This window comes from Streptomyces sp. CNH287 (assembly GCF_000424825.1).
Window position 1 is genome coordinate 643,740 of sequence record NZ_KE384251.1, and the last position, 17,865, is coordinate 661,604.

Sequence of the window (17,865 nt, forward strand, 5' to 3'; positions counted from 1 at the left end):
CCCGCATGCCCCCGAGAGACAGAGCCCGCCGGTTCATCCTGCCGGCCGCGCTCACCCTGGTACTCGGCGCCGCCACCGGCGCCGCCCTCCCCGCCGGCGCACCGGGCTCCGCGAACGCGAACGCGAACGCGAACGTGAACGCGACGGCCACGGCCGCGGCGGACGCGGGCCCCGCCGAGGCGTACGACCTCGTCATCCGGCGCGGCCACGTCATCGACCCGAAGAACGGCCTCGACGGCGTGCGTGACGTCGCCGTCAAGGACGGGAAGATCGCCAAGGTGGCGAAGCGCATCGACGCCTCGGCGGCGAAGAAGACCGTCAACGCGGCCGGCGAGTACGTCACCCCGGGCCTGATCGACCTGCACGCCCACCTCTTCCCGGGGCCGGAGGACGACTACGCCAACGGCAAGAACGGCGTGGCGCCCGACGGCTTCACCTTCCGCTCCGGCGTCACCACCGCGGTGGACACCGGCTCCTCCGGGGCGGCCAACTTCGAACTGTTCAAGAAGAAGATCATCGACCGCTCCGAGACCCGCGTGCTCGCCTTCCTCAACATCGTCCGCAAGGGCATGGCGGGCCACGAGGCGGAGCAGGACGTCAGCGACATGAACCCGGGCGCGGCCGCCGAGATGGCCCGGAAGCACCCGGAGACGATCGTCGGCATCAAGACGGCGCACTACGAGGGGAAGGACTGGGTACCCGTCGAGAACACCGTGCGGGCGGGCGAGGACGCGGGCGTCCCGGCGATGGTCGACTTCGGCGCCAACCACCCCGAACGCCCCCTGAAGACCCTGCTCAACGAGAAACTGCGCCCCGGCGACATCTACTCGCACGCCTACTCCGGGCTGCGCGGCGAACTGGGCGAGGACGGAAAGATCAACCCGGCGCTCCAGCAGGGACGCGACCGCGGAATACTCTTCGACGTCGGCCACGGCGGCGGCAGCTTCGACTGGAACGTCGCGGTCCCGGCCATGGAGGAGGGCTTCACCCCCGACGCCATCTCCACCGACCTGCACATCTCCAGCATGAACTCGGGCATGAAGGACATGTCCAACCTGATGTCGAAGTTCCTCGCGCTGGACATGCCGCTCAAGGACGTCGTCGCCGCCTCGACCTGGAAGCCCGCGCAGGCCATCCAGCGGCCCGACCTGGGGAACCTCTCGGTGGGCTCACCCGCCGACCTCGCGGTGTTCTCCCTCGACAAGGGCCGGTTCGGGTACGTGGACAGCTTCGGCTTCCGCCTGGACGGCTCCCGGAAGCTGACCACCGAACTGACCGTACGCGCGGGCAAGGTGGTCTGGGACCTCAACGGCAGGGCGGCGCAGAAGTGGACGCCGGGCGCGAGCAAGGAAGGGGGGACCCAGCAGCACCGGCACTGAGCGGCGCCGATCCGCAACCCCGTTACCCCCGTTGCGTTCCGCCGTTCCGTTCCGCCGCCGGGCACCGCGTCGCCGCGGGCCCGGCGGCGGGCGTCGCGGGGTCAGGGCGACCCGGCGTAGCGGGCGGCGAGCGCGGCGGCGCGGTCGCGCAGGGAGGTACGCAGCCACTGCGGGGCCAGGGCTTCGGCATGCGTGGCGAGCTGCCACAGGGCCCACTCGGCGTGCCGCGCGTCCTGGAAGGTCACCTCCAGCCGCGGCCAGCCGTCCGCGTCGGCCTCCTCGCTGCGGACGGCCAGCGCGGTGCCCACCAGCTGCGCCCGCCGCGCCGGGTCCACCCGTACCAACACAGCGACCTGTTCCCCGCCGGCCCGGAACCGGGTGCTGCGCTCCCGCCAGGCCCGGTCCAGGTCGACCCGTTCCGGTCGCTGCGCGGGCTCGGCCAGTTCCTCGGCGGCCAGGACCCGGGACAGCCGGTAGGTGCGGTCCTCGCCGGACCTCGTCGCCAGCAGATAGCCCTGCTCGCGGACGGTCACCAGGCCGACCGGGTCCACCGTGCGCCACTTCGGGGCCTGGTCCACCGCCTCGTAGCGGATGCGCAGCCGGTGTCCGGCGAGCACCGCCCCCCGGATCTCGGACAGCAGGGCGTCGGGCAGCTCCTCGGCGGCCAGGCGGCGCGAGAGGAGGTCGGTGTCCGGGTCGATGAGCAGCCGCTGCGCCGCCCCCGCGGCGATGACCCGGTAGCTCTCCGGCAGCGCGTCGACCACCTTGCGCATGGCCGAGGCCAGCGCGGAACCCAGGCCGAACGCCTGCGCACCGCGCCGAGATCCGACGATCAGCAGGGCGAGCGCCTCGTCGTGGTTCAGCCCGGTCAGCTCGGTCTGGAATCCGGGCAACAGCGCGAAGCCGCCGTGCCGGCCGCGCTCCGCGTAGACCGGGACGCCCGCGGCGGACAGCGCCTCGATGTCCCGCAGCACCGTGCGGGTGGACACCTCCAGCTTACGTGCCAGCGTGGCCGCGGACAGCCGGCCGTGCTGCCGCAGCAGCAGCACCAGCGAAACCAGGCGGTCGGCGCGCATACGAAAACCCTAGCCGAATACACGACAGTCCGTGTCGTCATTCATTGAGAGGCTGACCAGCACAAACACCCCGCCCGCTCAAAGAGAGGTGCTTCCCATGGCGCACGCCATCGTCAACCCGGACGGCCTGCACGACCCGGTCCCGTTCGGCTACAGCCACACCGCCGCCGTCCCTGCGGGGGCGGAACTGGTGCTGGTCTCCGGCCAGTACGGATCGGGCCCGGACGGCGCGGTCGTCTCGGACGACTTCACCGCACAGGTGCAGCGTACGTTCCACAATATCGGCGTCGCCCTCGCCGCCCACGGGCTCGACCTCAGCCACGTCGTCCAGCTCAGGACGTACGTGGTCGACCACGACGTCAGCAAGCTCGGGCCCATCGCCGGGGCCGTGCAGGAGGGCTGGGGCGCGAAGCCGCCCACGCAGACTCTCATCGGCGTCGCGAGCCTGGCCGCGCCGGACGTGCTGTTCGAGGTGGAGGCGCTCGCGGTCCGCCCCTGACCGGCCCTCTTCGACGCCGGCTGCCCCGGCTCCGTGCCGGGGCGGCCACCGACCGGCGGTGCCGCCGCGGAAACCCGCTGGCGGACCGCTGCGGCCACTGCTACGGTCCCGGAGGCCGTGCGAGAGAACGAGGAGGTGGTACCCGTGAACGCAGTATCGACATGGGTGCTCCCCTCCGGGGTCACGGTCGGGCGGTAGGTCGTCCGGGAGCGCCGTTGCAGCGCACTCCCGGAAGGCACGACCATGCAGTTCACTTCCGCACAGCGCCTCGAGGACGGCAGCCTCGAGCGCGAGTTCACCCTCGGCGAGATCCCCGGCACCCTGTGGACACCCGCCTGCGCCGCACCGGTGCCGCTGATCCTCATGGCTCACAACAACGGCCTGCCCAGGAGCGACGCACGGCTGGCGGCCCGTGCCCGGCACACCGTGGCGTACGGCTACGCGGTGGCCTCCATCGACGCCCCCGGGTGCGGTGACCGGCCCCGTTCCGCCGCCGACGAGCAGGCCCGCGCCGACATCCGCCGGGCACTACGGGACGGCGGGCCCGTCGACGAGATCTTCGAGTCCTTCGTCGGCCCGCTGGTCGAGAAGGCGGCCCCGGACTGGCGGACCGCGCTGGACGCCCTCCTCGCGCTGCCCGACATCGGCGGCGGGGTCGGGTACTCGGGGTGGGCCGCGCTCGGCATCCGCCTCGCGGTGGCCGAGCCGCGCATCGCCGCGGCCGGTCTCTTCGCCGGGGGATTCGTGCCCCGTGCCCAGCGTGAGGAGGCCCGGCGGGTCACCGTTCCGCTGCTGTTCCTGCTCCAGTGGGACGACGAGGGGAACCCGCGGCAGCGCGCCCTGGACCTGTTCGACGCCTTCGGCAGCAGGCAGAAGACGCTGCACGCCAACCTGGGCGGGCATCTCGGCACCCCGTGGTTCGAGGCGGAGTACGGGCTCCGGTTCTACGACCGGCACCTGAGGTGAGGCCGGACCGCCCGGCCCACGGCGGGTCGTAGGCGGCGGAGGCGGCGGGGCGGTGGTGTCCGGGACGTCGGTGACGTCACCGGCGCCGCCGCCCGCCGCGCGCCCGGCCGCGCCGCCCGTCACCTCGCCCGGCTCCAGGGCCGCGTCACGGGCCGCGTCACGGGCGGGCCGCAGGCGGGAGCGCCAGTCCGGCGACCGCGCCGAGGAAGCGGTAGCGGCGCTCGGGCCGGCCCGCGACGCCGTAGCGCAGGGAGACGTCCGCGCTGCCGACGGTGTGGAAGTACTCCAGGTAGCGGCGGGCGCTGACCCGGGAGATGCCCGTCAGCCGCGCGCACTCGCTGGCGGACAGGGTGCCGTCGGCCTCCCGCAGGGCGCGCTCGACCAGTTCGGCGGTCTCCACGCTCATGCCCTTGGGCAGCGCAGGGACGGCGGCGGCCGGCGTGGCCGCTCCGGCCAGTACGCGGTCCACGTCGGCCTGGCTTCGCACCACCGTGCCGAGCAGCCGTCCCCGCTGGACGGCATAGCGCTCCAGCCTCACCCGCAGGTCCTCGAACTCGAACGGCTTGAGCAGGTAGTCGACCACGCCGTGCCGCACCGCGTGCCGCACCGCGTCCGCCTCACGGGCCGCGCTGATGACCATGACGTCGCAGTCGTGGCCTGCGGCGCGCAGCCGGGGGATGACGTCGAGGCCGAAGACGTCCGGCAGGTACAGGTCGAGGAGGACGAGGTGGGGGCGCAGTTCCCCGACAGCGGCGAGCGCCTGCTCCCCGGTCCCGGCGACCCCGACGACCCCGAAGGGCTCGACGCGTTCGACGAAGGCGCGGTGTACCCGGGCCACCATGAAGTCGTCGTCGACCACGAGCACGCCGAGGGGGTGCGCCGTACCTTTCGCTCCGGACGTGCCGCTCGTACCCGTCATGGTGCTGCTCCTTCCGCCACTGCGTCGGTGAGATGGCTGACGGTCATGCGTGCGGTGAACATGGCCCCCTCCGGGGTGTTGGCCACCGAGATCTCGCCGCCGTGGCGTTCGCAGACCAGCCGGGTCAGTGCCAGGCCGATGCCGCGCTCGCCCTGCCGGGCGGCCTTGGTGGTGAAGCCGTGGGAGAAGACCTCGCGGGCCAGTTCGGGCGCCACCCCGGGCCCGGAGTCGCGGACGACGATCTCGACGCTGGAGGCGTCCTGCCGCAGCTCGACCTCCACCCACGCCTCGTGAGCGCCGCTGGGCGCCGCGGCGGCGTCCACGGCGTTGTCGACGAGGTTGCCGACCACGGTCGCCACGTCGGCGGCGTCCTCGGGGGCCAGCCGGTCGAGCGCCGTACGGTCCGAGACGCGCAGGTCGACCCTGCGTTCGGCCGCGAGGGAGGACTTCGCCGTCAGCAGCGCGGCGACGGCGGTGTCGCGGACCCGGCGGCTGAGGACGACGTCCAGGCACTGGCGCCGCTTGTTGAGCGCGCGGATGTAGGGCACCACCTCGTCCTGCTCGCCGATCTGGATGAGCCCGGAGATGGTGTGCAGCTGGTTGGCGAACTCGTGGGCCTGGGCACGCAGCAGCTCGGAGGTGCTGCGGAAGGAGACCAGCTCCCGTTCGAGACGGGCCAGCTCGGTGCGGTCGCGCAAGGTGGTGACCGAGCCGAGGAGGCGCCCGTCCTTGGTGACGGTCATGCGGTTCATGACCAGGACCCGCCCGTGGCGGACGACGACCTCGTCCCGCCGGACGGCCCGGCCCGCGCCCGCCTCGGCGCCCTCCGCCTCGGCGTCCGCTCCGGCTCCCGCGTCCGCCCCCGCTCCCGCACCGATCAGGACGTCGCGCAGCCGCCCGTCGACGCCGAGGCCGTCCAGGCTCTGGCCCACGCAGTCCTCGGGCAGGTCGAGCAGCCGCCGGCCCACCTCGTTGACCAGCGTGAGCCGGTGCTGCGGATCGAGGGCGACCACGCCCTCGGCGATGCCGTACAGCATCGCCTCCCGGTGCTCGGCGAGCCCGGCGATCTCGCGCGGCTCCAGCCCGAGGGTCTGCCGCTTGACGCGCCGCGCGAGCAGCCAGGAGCCCGCCACGCCGAGGCCGCTGGCGATGCCGAGGTAGGCGAGGAGGTACGAGGAGGCGCCGCCGAGGCGCTGCCACACCGTCGGGTCGGCCTCGCCGATCATCACGGTGCCGAGGTACCGGCCGAGGCTCTCCGGGGCGGCGCCGAAAACCGGGACCTGCGCGACCAGTTCGCGGCTGCCGTTCAGCGTCAGCGCTCCCGACCAGCTGCGCCCCACGGCGCCGCTGTCGCCGCGCGGCAGCGGGGTGCCGATCATCGTGGGGTCGGTGGAGCTGACGACGCGGCCGTCGGCGTCGGCCACGGTGACCGAGGTGACCCCGGACTGGGCCTGCGTGGAGTTCACCAGCGGGGCGAGGGCCTCCTGCGGCAGGGGGCTCAGCAGCTGGCCGCGTACCAGTGGCGTGGCGGCCAGCTGTTCGGCCAGGGCGGTGACCCGGCGGCCCTCGACGCGGTTGAAGGTGGCCTTGGACTGGGCGAGCGAGAAGGCGGCGACCGCGAGCAGGACCAGCACGACGATGGCGAGCTGGAGGACCAGCATCTCGCCCGCGAGGGTCTGACGGCGGAAGGTGGGTGCCACGGCGGACTCGATCTCGGCTGGGAGGCGGGGACAGGGCGGGAGGGTGTGCCGGGTCGCCATCATGCTGCCCGTCCACGGCGGAGGAACAGGGATGTGCCGCGTTCGCAACGAATCAGCGATCCCCCGGCGACCGCAAAGACCACAACCTCCCTTGGTTCCGCAAGGAAGACAGGCCGCCGGTGCCCTGGGCACGATGTGGCCCACGTCACCCTGCCCCCCAGGGTTCCCCCGTACCGCTCTACCCGACCGACAGGTGGTGTCATTCGTGCGCCTGCGCACCCCGCTCGCCATGCTGGGGGCTGCCGTGCTCGTGCTCGCGGGTCCCCCGCTGCTCTCCACGGGCAGCGACTCCGAGACCGGCACGCAGATCCCCGGCCTGCGCTTCATGGTCCCCAACACGCCTGGCGGCGGCTACGACATCACCGCTCGTACCGCCGCCAAGAACGCCGAGGACATCGGGCTCACGCACAACATCGAGGTGTTCAACCTGCCGGGCGCGGGCGGCACCGTGGGCCTGAGCCGCCTGGTGAGCGAGCACGGCAACGGCAAGCTCGCCATGTCCATGGGCCTCGGTGTCGTGGGCGCCGTCCGCTCCAACGACGCGCCCCGGACCCTCGCCGACACCACGCCGATCGCGCGGCTCACCGAGGAGCAGAACGTCGTCGTGGTCGGCAAGGACTCGCCGTACAAGACGATCGGCCAGCTGATCGCCGCCTGGAAGAAGGCCCCCGGCAAGCTCCCCGTCGGGGGCGGCTCGTCGCCGGGCGGACCCGACCACCTCGCGCCGATGCTGATGGCGCGGGCCGCCGGGATCGCACCCAAGTCGGTCAACTACATCCCCTTCGACGGGGGCGGCGAACTGCTCGCCTCCATCCTCGGCAACAAGGTCGCCTTCGGGGTCTCCGGCGTCGGCGAGTACCTGGACCAGATCAAGGCGGGCGAGCTGAGGGTGCTCGCGGTGACCGGACCGAAGCGGGTCGACGACCTGAAGGACGCGCCGACGCTCAAGGAGTCCGGCTACGACGTGAACTTCACCAACTGGCGCGGCATCGTCGCGCCGCCCGGGCTCTCGGAGGCGGAGCGCAACAAGCTGATCCGGCTGGCCGAGAGGCTGCACGACTCGCCCGAGTGGAAGGAATCGATGGACAAGAACGGCTGGGAAGACGCCTTCCTGACCGGCGAGAAGTTCGGCACGTTCCTGGATGCCCAGGACAAGCGTGTGGTGTCGGTACTGAAGGAGCTGGGACTGTGACGACACCGAACGGATCTCCCCCGGGCCTGACCCCGGCGAGGGAGGAGCGCGTGTGGCTGCGCGAGCACGCCGAGCTGGGCGTGTGCGTGCTGCTGGTCGCGCTCGGCGCGCTCGTCCTGACCGACGCGCTCACCATGGACGTCGACCTCACCCAGCGCGGGCCGGTCGGCCCGACGACGGTTCCGATCATCGTCGGGATCGGGCTGCTGGTGGTCGCCGTGCTGCTCGCCGCCGACGTGCTGCGCGGCGGCCGGGGCGAGGCCGAGAGCGGCGAGGACGTCGACCTGTCCGAACCGGCCGACTGGCGCACGGTGCTGCTGCTCGTCGGGGTCTTCCTGGGCGCCGCCGTGCTGATCGAGCCGGCCGGTTTCCCCATCGCGGGCGCGCTGCTGTTCTGGGGCGCTGCCTTCGCGCTCGGCAGCCGCCGTGTGGACCGCGACCCGCTGATCGCCGCGGTGCTGTCCCTGGTCGCCTACGTCGTCTTCGACGTACTGCTCGGCGTTCCGCTGCCCGGCGGCCCGCTGATGGGAGTGCTCTGACTTGAACACCTTCAACTCCCTCATGGACGGGTTCGGTACGGCCCTGACCCCCGGCAACCTCCTGTGGGCCGCCCTCGGCGTGCTGCTCGGCACGGCCATCGGCGTGCTGCCCGGCATCGGCCCGGCGATGGCGGTCGCGCTGCTGCTGCCGGTGACGTACGGGCTGGACCCCGTCGCCGCGTTCATCATGTTCGCCGGCATCTACTACGGCGCGATGTTCGGTGGTTCGACCACCTCCATCCTGCTCAACACCCCCGGCGAGAGCGCCGCCGTGGTCGCCGCCATGGAGGGCAACCCCATGGCAAAGTCGGGGCGCGGCGCCCAGGCGCTGGCCGCCGCCGCCATCGGCCACTTCGCGGGCGGCATGATCGGCACGATCCTGCTGGTGGTGCTCGCGCCGACCGTCGCCGAACTGGCGGTGGACATCGGCGCGCCGGACTACTTCGCCATCATGGTGCTGGCCTTCATCGCCGTCACCTCCGTCCTGGGCTCGTCCCGGATCAGGGGCATGGCCTCCCTCCTGATCGGCCTGACGATCGGCCTGGTGGGCCTGGACCAGATGACCGGCCAGCAGCGGCTGACCTTCGGTTCGCTGCAACTCGCCGACGGCATCGACGTGGTGATCGTCGCGGTCGGACTCTTCGCGATCGGCGAAGTGCTCTGGGTGGCGGCGCACCTGCGGCACGGGGGAGCCAAGCCGATCCCGGTCGGCCGCCCCTGGCTCGGCCGCGGGGACGTCAAGCGGACCTGGAAGCCCTGGCTGCGCGGCCCGTTCATCGGCTTCCCCTTCGGCGCGATCCCGGCGGGCGGCGCGGAGATTCCCACCTTCCTCTCGTACGTCACCGAGAAGCGCCTGTCCAAGAACAAGGACGAGTGGGGCAAGGGCGCCATCGAGGGCGTGGCAGGCCCCGAGTCGGCGGCGTCGGCCTCGGCGGCGGGCACGCTGGTGTCCATGCTGACGCTCGGGCTGCCCACGACCGCGGTCGCGGCGGTCATGCTCGCCGCCTTCCAGCAGTACGGCATCCAGCCCGGCCCGCTGCTCTTCGAACGCGAACCCGAGCTGGTCTGGGGCCTGATCGCCTCGCTCTTCGTCGGCATGGTGCTGCTGCTCGCGCTCAACCTGCCGCTGGCGCCGGTGTGGGCCAAACTGCTGCGCATCCCGCGGCCGTACCTCTACGCGGGGATTCTCTTCTTCGCGGCGGTCGGCGCGTACGCGGTCGGCGGCGAGTCCATCGACCTGGTCATCCTGCTGATCATCGGCCTCATCGGCTTCGGCATGCGCCGCTACGGCCTGCCCGTCCTGCCCGCCGTGATCGGCGTCATCCTCGGCCCGAACGCCGAACAGCAGCTGCGCCGCGCCCTGCAGATCAGCGACGGCAGCGTGACCGGCCTGGTCAACACCCCGTTCGCGGTGACGGTGTACGCGGTGATCGCACTGCTGCTGGCCTGGCCCCTGCTGAAGCCGCTGCTGTTCCGGCGGCGGTCGCGGGCCGACGCCTGACCTCCACCCGGGAAATCCGGCCGGACCCGACGGCGGCGCCGAGACGCTCCTCCGCGCTGTAGCGACGACCAGCCGTGCGTGGCGGCTCCTGCCAGGGGCACCTCACGCACGGCTGGCCGCCCGTTCGCCGGACACCCGCGCACCCTCGCCGCGACAGACCCTAGGAGATCGCCGCCACTTCCTCCGCCGCACCCGCCCCGCGCAGCAGCGGTACGCCGCCGGGCCGGTCGACGGCTCGCCACAGCCGCATGGCTCGTTCGTCGGTGGCGATCGCGCCCTCGCAGTTCAGCTGGTAGCCCTCCAGGTAGGAGCGCAGCACGGCGCCGTCCACCGTGTCCGGCTCCCGGCCGGCGAAGTCCGGGTGGCCGTGCAGCACCAGGAGCAGCATCCCGTCCACCCGCTCGCGGCCCCGGCCCAACGCGGCCTGGAAGTACGGCAACTCCAGCGTCCGGGCGCCCAGCCGCCGGTAGAACCGCAGCCGGGCGACGGGGTCCCCGTGCGCCTCGTCGGCCGCGGGGTGCACGGCCGGGTCGTTGACCTCGGTGAGGACCAGGCAGGGGTCCCGCTCCTGCCGCCAGCGCTCCAGCACGGTCCGCAGCAGCGGCCCGCCGATGCCCGTCCCGCGCAGGCCGGGCCGGACAGCCGCCCAGGCCAGCAGGACGATCCGCTGCTCCTGGTCCCACTCGCCGATGACGGTGCCGGACGGGCGTCCGCTCGCGTCGAGGCTGACCCACACGCTCGTACGGCCGCTGCTCAGCTCCTCCCCGAGTTCTTCGAGGGAGGACAATTCGTCGCGGACGAAGGAGGGCAGCAGGATCTCCTCGTAGACCGTGTCCAGTTCCGGTCCCGGTGCGGTGATCTGCCGGATCTGTGCAGGCCTCGCCGGTGCGCCGCCACTCGTCCCTCTCGCGCTCACGCTGCCCTCGCCTTCCCTGCGGTGTGTTGTGCAGTGCGTGCCGTGCGTATGCCGTGCGGGTGCCGTCGGCTGATAATCGCAGACGACCGGCGTCCTGCATATCACCTATGAGTGTGCGATGAACCTATAAACCGGCCCGCTGAGGAGTAACGCTTTCGGCCAGTTCAGACGCAGAGAGTGACACACGGTTCATGCCGCGTCGAGGTGCCGATGCCCCGCAGCCACTCTGGAGGCTTCTCATGCCGACACCGGACCCCACCCAAGAGGGCGCGGACGCCTTACCCGACCCGCAGGTCACCACACCGCCGGCCGCCTCGCTGCTCCCCTTCCTCGAACCACCCGCGGGTACGGAGGGCCTGCCCGAGGTGGCCCAGGCCCTGAGGGGCGAACCGCCGCTGCTCATCGGCCTGGGGGCGATGATCGTCGTGGGCGGGGCCGGGGCCGTGCTGGGCGGCCCCTTCCTGCCGGTGGCCGGTGCGATCGTGGCGGTCCTCCTGGTGGCGCTCGTCGTGTGGTTCATCGCCCGCAGACCGCGCGCCACCCCGGGGGCCGAGGTCGACGTCAGGCTCCGGCGCCTGGACGACGTGGAGTTGGAGAACGTCGGTACCGCGGAGGGGGACTCCGGCCGGGCCGACGTCCGCATCGAGCGGGCCTCGGGCACCCGCCTGCACGACGTGGGACGGGTGGGTCCGGCAGGCGGGAAGGCGAGGGTCCGGCTCAGCCGGCTGGGCAGGGGCACGCTGAGGGGCGCGGCTCTGGTCGGCGGAGCGCGCCGTACGGCCGGCTCCCCGGCCGCGCCTGCGCCCGTGCCGACGGGGGACCCCGCAGCCCCGGCCCCGGCCCCCGCCCCCGCTCTGACCCCCGCCTCGGCGAGGTCCGCCGCTCCGCCGATGTCCGGCAGCCTGCGCGCCGCCCGCGGCACCGTGCTCGACGCCGTGGCCGCCCGTCCCGGCGCGCGCGTGGACATCGTCGCGGACAGCGGCTGCGGCAAGACCCGGCTGCTCAACGAACTCGCCGAACAGCTCAAGCAGGACGGCTGCCTCACCCTGTTCGTCTCCGCCCAGGCGCCGGCGTACGGCAGCGGCGCGGGCGCGTGCGACCCGGCCGCGCGGGAGATGGCCGAGTACGGCGCCTGCCGGGCGCTCGTGGACGGACTGGCCGCCGACATCGGCGACGCGCGGCGCCCCGACGGCACCCGGCCGCCGCTGCTGATCGAGTCCTACGGCCGCGAACTGGAGCGCACCGTGCTCGCCGCACGGGACACCCGGCTGAGCCCGGTCATGATCAACACCCTCAACCAGGTCCGCATCTCCGACTCGAGCCGGATGCGCCTGGACAACGTGGGGAGCGTCAACGTACAGGTGACGCCGCCCACCACCTGGGACCGTGCGCAGCTCATGCAGGAGCAGGTGCTCGCCGTGCTGGGGAGCGTGGCCCGGGAGCGCCCGCTCGCGGTCCTGGTCGACGATCTGCAGGCGGTGCTCCAGACCTCGGTGGGCACCTGGCTGCTCACCCTGCTGGACGGGCTCGGCACCGCCACGGTGATCCACGCCCGGTGGCCGCTGGAGGGCGTGCGGATCACGGCTCCGGGGATGACGACCGTACGGCTCGGCCCGATGGACAGCACGGAGACCCACGCCTACGTCAGCGAGTGCCTGACCGCCGCCGGATGGCAGCACCCCGCGGCCGAAGCCTGCGCGGAGACCGTCTACCGGGCCACCCGCGGCCACCCGCTCGGCGTCGCCACCTGCACCGAGATCATCGTCGGCGCGCTCGCGCCGGACGCGCCCCAGGAGGAGATCAGCGAACGCATCCTGGGCGGTGACCGGGCGTGGGAGCTGCGCCGGGGCTCGATCGACGCGATGCGCCGCTTCGTGGACGAGGCGGCGGCGCAACTGGTCGGCCGGCCCGTCCAGCTCTTCGACCACCTCGTGGTGATCCGGCGCTGCACCGGGAAGGTGCTCGCCGGGGTCCTGGCGGAGCAGGGCGTCGACGGCCCGGAGGCCGCCAAGATCCACGAATGGCTGGCGCGCAGCGCGTTCACCACACCCTTCGACGACGACGCCGACCAGGGCTGGCGGTTGCACGACTACCTGCGTGCCAACGTCGGCCGGGAGCTGGCCGAGCGCGAACCCACCCGGTTCGCCGCGCTGCACGCCGTCGTCGAGCGCCACTACCGCAAGGGCCTCACCTTCGACGAGACCCTGGACGCGGACTCCCCGCACTCCGCCTGCGCACGGTACGAGAACCCGGACTGGCAGCGGGACTCGAAGGAGTGGCTCCACCACGCGGCGCACCTGAGCCCAGGCCAGTTCCCCGACACCAAGCGCGCCATGATCCGGCTGTTCTTCGAAGCCTTCTGGTGGTGGGACATGGAGGTGGACTCCGGCTACTGCGCGCAGCTGGTCATGGGCTACCGGGCCGCGCTGCCCGCGTCCTTCCCGCTGGAGTGGATCGACTGGCTCGACGCGCTCCGCGTCCACTACGTCACCGGGCAGCAGAACCAGTCGCCCGGCGAGCAGGGCGACCGGTGGGCGCGGGCAGGCGAGGCACTGATGGACATCTGGCTCGACCTGGGCCTGTCCCGGTCGCGCGTGCCGTCGCCACCCGATCTGCGCCGGATACACATCATCTTCTGCTGCCTCCAGGGCGATGTGGTCTGGTACGGCAGCCAGGGCACCGAGCGGGACGCCAGGGAGGCCGCCGAGTGGTACCGGACGGCCGCCACGGAGGCCACCGAACCCGACGAGGAATGGATCGGCGCCTGGGCCACCTGGATGGAGGCGAAACTGCACGCCGCCTCCGACCCCGCCCGCGCCCGCCGGATGCTCGACGGCATCGGCGAGCAACTCGCCGACGACAACGAACTGCGCGCCCTGGTCACCCTCACCTACGGAGACCTCGCCTGGCACGAGGGCGATCACGGCCTGGCGTTCGACGTCTACGCAAGGGCGGTGCTGCACGCGTTCGTCTACCACATACGCCAGGAGGAGGTCGGCACCCAGCAGCCCAACGAGTACACGCAATCGCTCTACCAGCACGTCTGCGGACAGGTGCGGAAGAAGTACGCGCTGGCCGCCGCACTGGGCCTGGACGAGGTGGTCAGGACAGCGGAGGAACGCTCCCGACGGTACTTCGCACCGTACTGGCAGCACGTCCGCACCGAGCCCGGCCCCGGCCCCGCCCTGCCACGCGGACCGAAGCAGGCCGAACTGGGGATCGGCGGCACGCCGTTCGCCCGGACGGCGAAGCGGGTGCTCGGCAGCATGCAGTCCGAGCTGGAGGAGCCACTGGCGGCCCCGCACGACGTATGACACCGGGGCGGCTCCGGACAGCGTGGCCTCGCGGCGTCAGGGGCGTCAGGGGCGTCAGGAAGCCAGGACCTTCTCCTTGGCGCGCTGGAACTCCGCGTCGGTGAGTTCACCCCTGCTCCTGAGGTCGGAGAGCTTCGCCAGCTCGTCCGCGTGGCCGCCCGCACCCGAGTCTCCGGCGGTTCGCCGGATGTACGCGTCGAGCGACTCCCGCTGTGCTCGGGCGTGCTGCTGCTCGCGCTTGCCCATGTCGCGCCCCCGGGCGATCAGGTACACGAAGATCCCGAGGAACGGCAGGACGATCACGAAGAGGGTCCAGCCCGTCTTCCCCCACCCGCTCAGCGTGTCGTCGCGGAAGACATCGGCGACGACGCGGAACAGCAGGATGATCCACAGGACCCACAGGAAGATCCACATCATCGTCCAGAACGCCCCCAGGAGCGGATAGTCGTACGCCAGCTCCACGTGGTTGCTCATTGCCGTCCTCCTGTCGTTTGCGTGCCCTGCGGCACGGCAGCCGTCGGGTGCTATGCGTTCCGGGCGGAGACCCGGCCGGAACGCACGGCGTCGGTGAGTGCCTGGTGGTCGCTTTCGTTCTGGTCGGCGTAGCGCTCGGCGAAGACGGTGAGCGCGCGGTCGAAACCCTCACCGGCGCCGAGGTAGGCGGCGATGGCGACGCGATCCCCGGAGCGGGCGTGGGCGCGGGCGAGGGTGCCGCCGCACAGTTCGCCGAAGGCGCGCATGTCCTTGGGGGACATGCGCCGGGGCTCGGCGATGCCCTTCCAGTCCCGCAACTGGCGGATGTAGAAGTCGCGCCGGCGTCCGTCGATGCCGGTGACGCGCTCCCAGCCCAGGAAGATGTCGCTGGCGGCCTGCATGAGGCGCTGCCCGGCAACGACCCGCCGTCCCTGGTTGCCGTAGACGCTTCGCCCGGCGTACGGGGCCAGCACGGACCGGTCGGCCTCCTTGGCCTGAAGCAGCAGCGGGTCCTCGTCGTCCCTGCCGAGCAGCAGGAGCAGCCAGCAGCGGGTGCCGACGCTGCCGACACCGACGGTCTTGCGCGCCATGTCGACGAGCCGGTACTGCCGCAGCAGATGGCGCCGGTCCGACTGCAGGCTGCGGCCGTACCGTTCGATCAGCTCGCGCAACTGCTCCTCCAGCGCCTCGCTCTCGACGTCCGGGAGCAAGTCCCGCAGGGGCACGATCAGGGGCGGGTCGGGGGCGATCCGGCGCTGCCCGTCGGCCACGTGCGTGAGCTTTTCGAACGCCTGGAGGCTGCCGCGGCCACGTGCCTTGGCCATGGCCCGCCGGGTACGCTCGCGGCCCCGCGCTCCCAGCTTCCGGTCCGCCAGCGCCCGCAGGACGTTCATGTCGGCCTGGGCGTACCAGACGGCGAGGTTGCCCAGGCCCGCGAAACCGCGCATCCGCTCGCGGTAGGACCGCACGGCGGTCCGTACGACAGCGGCCCGTTCGGCATCCCCGTAGCCGTTCTCGCGTCCGGCGATGGCCAGGCTGGCGGCCAGCCTCTTGATGTCCCACTCCCAGGGGCCGGGCAGGGTCTCGTCGAAGTCGTTGATGTCGAACACCAGGTGCCGCTCGGGCGAGGCGAGCAGCCGGAAGTTCAGCAGATGCGCGTCCCCGCACAGCTGCGCGGTGATTCCCGAACGGGGCGTGGCGGCCAGGTCAGCGGCCATCAGGGCGGCGGCACCCCGGTAGAAGCGGAAGGGGGACTCCAGCATCCGGCCGTAGCGGATCGGCACGAGTTCCGGCAGCCGGGCGGCCGACTGCGCCTCGAGGGTGGCCACCGGGTCGGGCCGCTCCGCCGAGGGCTGGTACTCCGCGTGGGCGGAACGCGGCGCATCCGCCCGCGCTGCCCGCCCCCGCGCTGCCCGCTCCTCCGGCAGCCTCCCGCCGACCTGGCCAGCCATGACCACCTCCTGGGCGGAGCGGCCCTGCGGAGCACTTGCCCCGGCTACAGGCCAGCTGCCCGACCACTTCCACCGTCCCACGCTCCACACCGCCCGGCATCCCGACCACGACGCCCAGCGGCGCGATCCGCCCCGGCGGCGAGCCCCCACACCCGCGCCCACGTCCGGGCCGTGCGCCCCGTACGCCTGACGGCCCCGGCCGGCGGTGCACCAGGAACGGCCCGACGACCTGCGTTCCCGCGCATGCGCAGACCAGCAGGGCGAGTCCGGCTGACCAGCCGGACTCCTGGGTGATCAGCGGGTTCAGGACGAGGAAGGCGTAGAAGACGATGCCCCAGCTGGGTGATCTGTGTGGCGCACAGGGCTGGGAGTACGCCGCGGGGCCGCGACCGCTCCCCCTCGGTCACGCGCAGCAGCCACCCGACGGCTTCGGCTCCCCGGCAGCCGCAGCGGAGTCAGACGCGGCGACGCCGATCTGCACCAGCGCGGGAGCCGGGGCGCAGCAGCCTCCTCCGGCGTCCGCCTGGTCGGCGGGGTCGTCGAAGAGGCCGGCGCCGCCGCAGACTCCGGTCTCGGGGAGGGTGAGTTCGACGCGGTCGGCGGATTCGAGGTCGCCGGCGAGGGCGGCGGTGATGGAGCGGACCTGCTCGTAGCCGGTCATGGCCAGGAACGTGGGTGCGCGGCCGTAGGACTTCATGCCGGCGAGGTAGACGCCGGATTCGGGGTGGGACAGTTCGCGGTGGCCGTGCGGGTAGACGCTGCCGCAGGAGTGCTGGTTGGGGTCGATCAAGGGTGCCAGCGCTGTCGGCGCCTGGAGGCGGTCGTCCAGGCCGAGGCGCAGCTCGGACAGGAAGGAGAGGTCGGGGCGCAGACCGGTCAGGACGATGACCTCGTCGACCGGGTTGAGGCGTCGCCCGTCCTCGCCGACGAGGATCAGGCCCTCCTGCTCGGCGGGCTCGACGGCGTCGGTGCGGAAGCCTGTGACCGCGTCGGCGTATCCGTTGTCGACGGCGGCTTTGGCGGCGAGGCCGAGGGCGCCGCGGGCGGGGAGCTGGTCGGCGGTGCCGCCGCCGAAGGTGGAGCCGCTGATGCCGCGTCGCAGGAGCCATACCGAGTGGGTGCCGGGGGCCTGCCGGGCGAGGTCGGCGAGTACGGCGAGGGCGGTGAAGGCGGAGGCGCCGGAGCCGATGACGGCGGTGCGCTTCCCGGCGTACCGGGCGCGGACGGCCGGGTCCTTGAGGTCGGGGATGCGGTAGGAGATGCGCGCGGAGGCGGCGCGCTCGCCGAGGGCGGGCAGTCCGTCGGCGCCCATGGGGCTGGGGGCGGACCAGGTGCCGGAGGCGTCGATCACAGCGCGGGCGAGAATCCGCTCCTCGGTGCCGTCGGCGAGCGAGACGCGGACGGTGAAGGGCTGCTGCTCGCGGTCGGCGTCGACGATCCGGTCGCGGCCGAGCCGGGAGACGCCGGTGACGGTGGCGTCGTAGCGGATCTTGTCGCCGAGGAGGTCGGCGAGGGGCTGAAGGTATTTCTCCGCCCAGTCCGCTCCGGAGGGGTAGCTGGCGCCGTCAGGTGCGGTCCAGCCGGTGGGCGCCAGGAGCTTCTCGGCTGCCGGATCCACGACCTCGGACCACGGCGAGAACAGCCGAACGTGCCCCCACTGGCGCACCGCGCTGCCCGCTGCGGAGCCGGTCTCCAGGACCAGGGCCTCGATACCCCGCTCGGTGAGGTGCGCGGCGGCGGCAAGGCCGGTGGGGCCGGCTCCGATCACCACGGTGGGCAGGGCGGTGGTGGGCGCGTTCACGGTGACTCCCAGGTTGTTTCGACGTTCATCGATGGCTTGCGTTTCCAGGATGACACCTGTATTGATGTGCGTCAACAT

General features: G+C 72.7%; 14 protein-coding genes. 7 read left to right on the forward strand and 7 right to left on the reverse strand.

The genetic code is table 11. The features are described 5' to 3' along the window. The first annotated feature begins 5 nt into the window (after nt 1–5). Complete coding sequence (locus tag H299_RS0126715; protein ID WP_027750910.1) at nt 6–1,379, forward strand: amidohydrolase/deacetylase family metallohydrolase; 1,374 nt, start codon at nt 6–8, stop codon at nt 1,377–1,379. A 101-nt stretch (nt 1,380–1,480) separates the two neighbouring features. On the opposite strand, the gene H299_RS0126720 is transcribed toward H299_RS0126715, so the two are convergent. After that, nucleotides 1,481–2,455 carry an HTH domain-containing protein gene (locus H299_RS0126720; protein ID WP_027750911.1) on the reverse strand — a complete coding sequence of 325 codons (975 nt, stop codon included), beginning with the start codon at nt 2,453–2,455 and terminating at the stop codon, nt 1,481–1,483. A 97-nt stretch (nt 2,456–2,552) separates the two neighbouring features. On the opposite strand from H299_RS0126720, the gene H299_RS0126725 reads away from it, so the two are divergent. Together H299_RS0126725 and H299_RS0126730 are read left to right on the forward strand one after the other, a co-directional pair. Continuing rightward, complete coding sequence (locus H299_RS0126725) at nt 2,553–2,954, forward strand: Rid family hydrolase (RefSeq protein ID WP_027750912.1); 402 nt, start codon at nt 2,553–2,555, stop codon at nt 2,952–2,954. Nucleotides 2,955–3,197: 243 nt separating this feature from the next. Beyond that, nucleotides 3,198–3,920, forward strand: a complete 723-nt coding sequence (locus tag H299_RS0126730) for a hypothetical protein (RefSeq protein WP_027750913.1) — start codon at nt 3,198–3,200, stop codon at nt 3,918–3,920. 157 nt (nt 3,921–4,077) lie between these two features. On the opposite strand, the gene H299_RS0126735 is transcribed toward H299_RS0126730, so the two are convergent. Further along, entirely contained in the window at nt 4,078–4,839 is a 762-nt protein-coding gene (locus tag H299_RS0126735) for a response regulator (protein ID WP_027750914.1), read from the reverse strand. After that, a complete protein-coding gene (locus tag H299_RS0126740; protein WP_027750915.1) occupies nt 4,836–6,539 on the reverse strand; it encodes an ATP-binding protein in 1,704 nt (567 codons plus the stop codon). Before H299_RS0126740 ends, H299_RS0126735 begins: the two co-directional genes overlap by 4 nt. A gap of 265 nt (nt 6,540–6,804) precedes the next feature. Here H299_RS0126740 and H299_RS0126745 point away from each other — a divergent pair, with 265 nt between their 5' ends. Genes H299_RS0126745 through H299_RS0126755 form a run of 3 tightly spaced genes read left to right on the forward strand, consistent with a single transcriptional unit; the run spans nt 6,805 to nt 9,831 of the window. Continuing rightward, entirely contained in the window at nt 6,805–7,791 is a 987-nt protein-coding gene (locus H299_RS0126745) for a tripartite tricarboxylate transporter substrate binding protein (protein ID WP_027750916.1), read from the forward strand. Continuing rightward, entirely contained in the window at nt 7,788–8,330 is a 543-nt protein-coding gene (locus H299_RS0126750) for a tripartite tricarboxylate transporter TctB family protein (protein ID WP_051262870.1), read from the forward strand. The genes H299_RS0126745 and H299_RS0126750 overlap by 4 nt, the downstream gene beginning before the upstream one ends. Nucleotide 8,331: 1 nt before the next feature. Next, the gene (locus H299_RS0126755; RefSeq protein ID WP_027750918.1) at nt 8,332–9,831 is read left to right on the forward strand and encodes a tripartite tricarboxylate transporter permease; all 1,500 of its coding nucleotides are present in this window, start codon (nt 8,332–8,334) and stop codon (nt 9,829–9,831) included. Nucleotides 9,832–9,991: 160 nt separating this feature from the next. On the opposite strand, the gene H299_RS0126760 is transcribed toward H299_RS0126755, so the two are convergent. Then, on the reverse strand, nt 9,992–10,747 hold the full coding sequence (locus H299_RS0126760) for a GNAT family N-acetyltransferase (protein WP_051262871.1): 756 nt from the start codon (nt 10,745–10,747) through the stop codon (nt 9,992–9,994). Between the two features lie 239 nt (nt 10,748–10,986). Between H299_RS0126760 and H299_RS0126765 the strand changes: the two genes are divergently transcribed. Next, nucleotides 10,987–14,061, forward strand: a complete 3,075-nt coding sequence (locus tag H299_RS0126765) for a hypothetical protein (protein ID WP_051262872.1) — start codon at nt 10,987–10,989, stop codon at nt 14,059–14,061. Between the two features lie 54 nt (nt 14,062–14,115). Here H299_RS0126765 and H299_RS0126770 read toward each other — a convergent pair whose 3' ends face one another. The 3 genes from H299_RS0126770 to H299_RS0126780 form a co-directional block, all read right to left on the reverse strand. Beyond that, nucleotides 14,116–14,535 (reverse strand): SHOCT domain-containing protein, encoded by a 420-nt coding sequence (locus H299_RS0126770; protein WP_027750921.1) that lies wholly within the window; start codon nt 14,533–14,535, stop codon nt 14,116–14,118. Nucleotides 14,536–14,585: 50 nt separating this feature from the next. Further along, on the reverse strand, nt 14,586–15,986 hold the full coding sequence (locus H299_RS0126775) for a DUF2252 domain-containing protein (RefSeq protein WP_027750922.1): 1,401 nt from the start codon (nt 15,984–15,986) through the stop codon (nt 14,586–14,588). A gap of 403 nt (nt 15,987–16,389) precedes the next feature. Then, the gene (locus H299_RS0126780) at nt 16,390–17,787 is read right to left on the reverse strand and encodes an NAD(P)-binding domain-containing protein (protein WP_027750923.1); all 1,398 of its coding nucleotides are present in this window, start codon (nt 17,785–17,787) and stop codon (nt 16,390–16,392) included. Nucleotides 17,788–17,865 lie beyond the last annotated feature (78 nt).

What these genes read in the sequence shown, in the direction of transcription:
- H299_RS0126715 (WP_027750910.1), top strand. Translation starts at nt 6, where the DNA reads ATGCCCCCGAGAGACAGAGCCCGCCGGTTCATCCTGCCGGCCGCGCTC.
- H299_RS0126720 (WP_027750911.1), bottom strand. Translation starts at nt 2,455, where the DNA reads ATGCGCGCCGACCGCCTGGTTTCGCTGGTGCTGCTGCTGCGGCAGCAC.
- H299_RS0126725 (WP_027750912.1), top strand. Translation starts at nt 2,553, where the DNA reads ATGGCGCACGCCATCGTCAACCCGGACGGCCTGCACGACCCGGTCCCG.
- H299_RS0126730 (WP_027750913.1), top strand. Translation starts at nt 3,198, where the DNA reads ATGCAGTTCACTTCCGCACAGCGCCTCGAGGACGGCAGCCTCGAGCGC.
- H299_RS0126735 (WP_027750914.1), bottom strand. Translation starts at nt 4,839, where the DNA reads ATGACGGGTACGAGCGGCACGTCCGGAGCGAAAGGTACGGCGCACCCC.
- H299_RS0126765 (WP_051262872.1), top strand. Translation starts at nt 10,987, where the DNA reads ATGCCGACACCGGACCCCACCCAAGAGGGCGCGGACGCCTTACCCGAC.
- H299_RS0126770 (WP_027750921.1), bottom strand. Translation starts at nt 14,535, where the DNA reads ATGAGCAACCACGTGGAGCTGGCGTACGACTATCCGCTCCTGGGGGCG.
- H299_RS0126775 (WP_027750922.1), bottom strand. Translation starts at nt 15,986, where the DNA reads ATGGCTGGCCAGGTCGGCGGGAGGCTGCCGGAGGAGCGGGCAGCGCGG.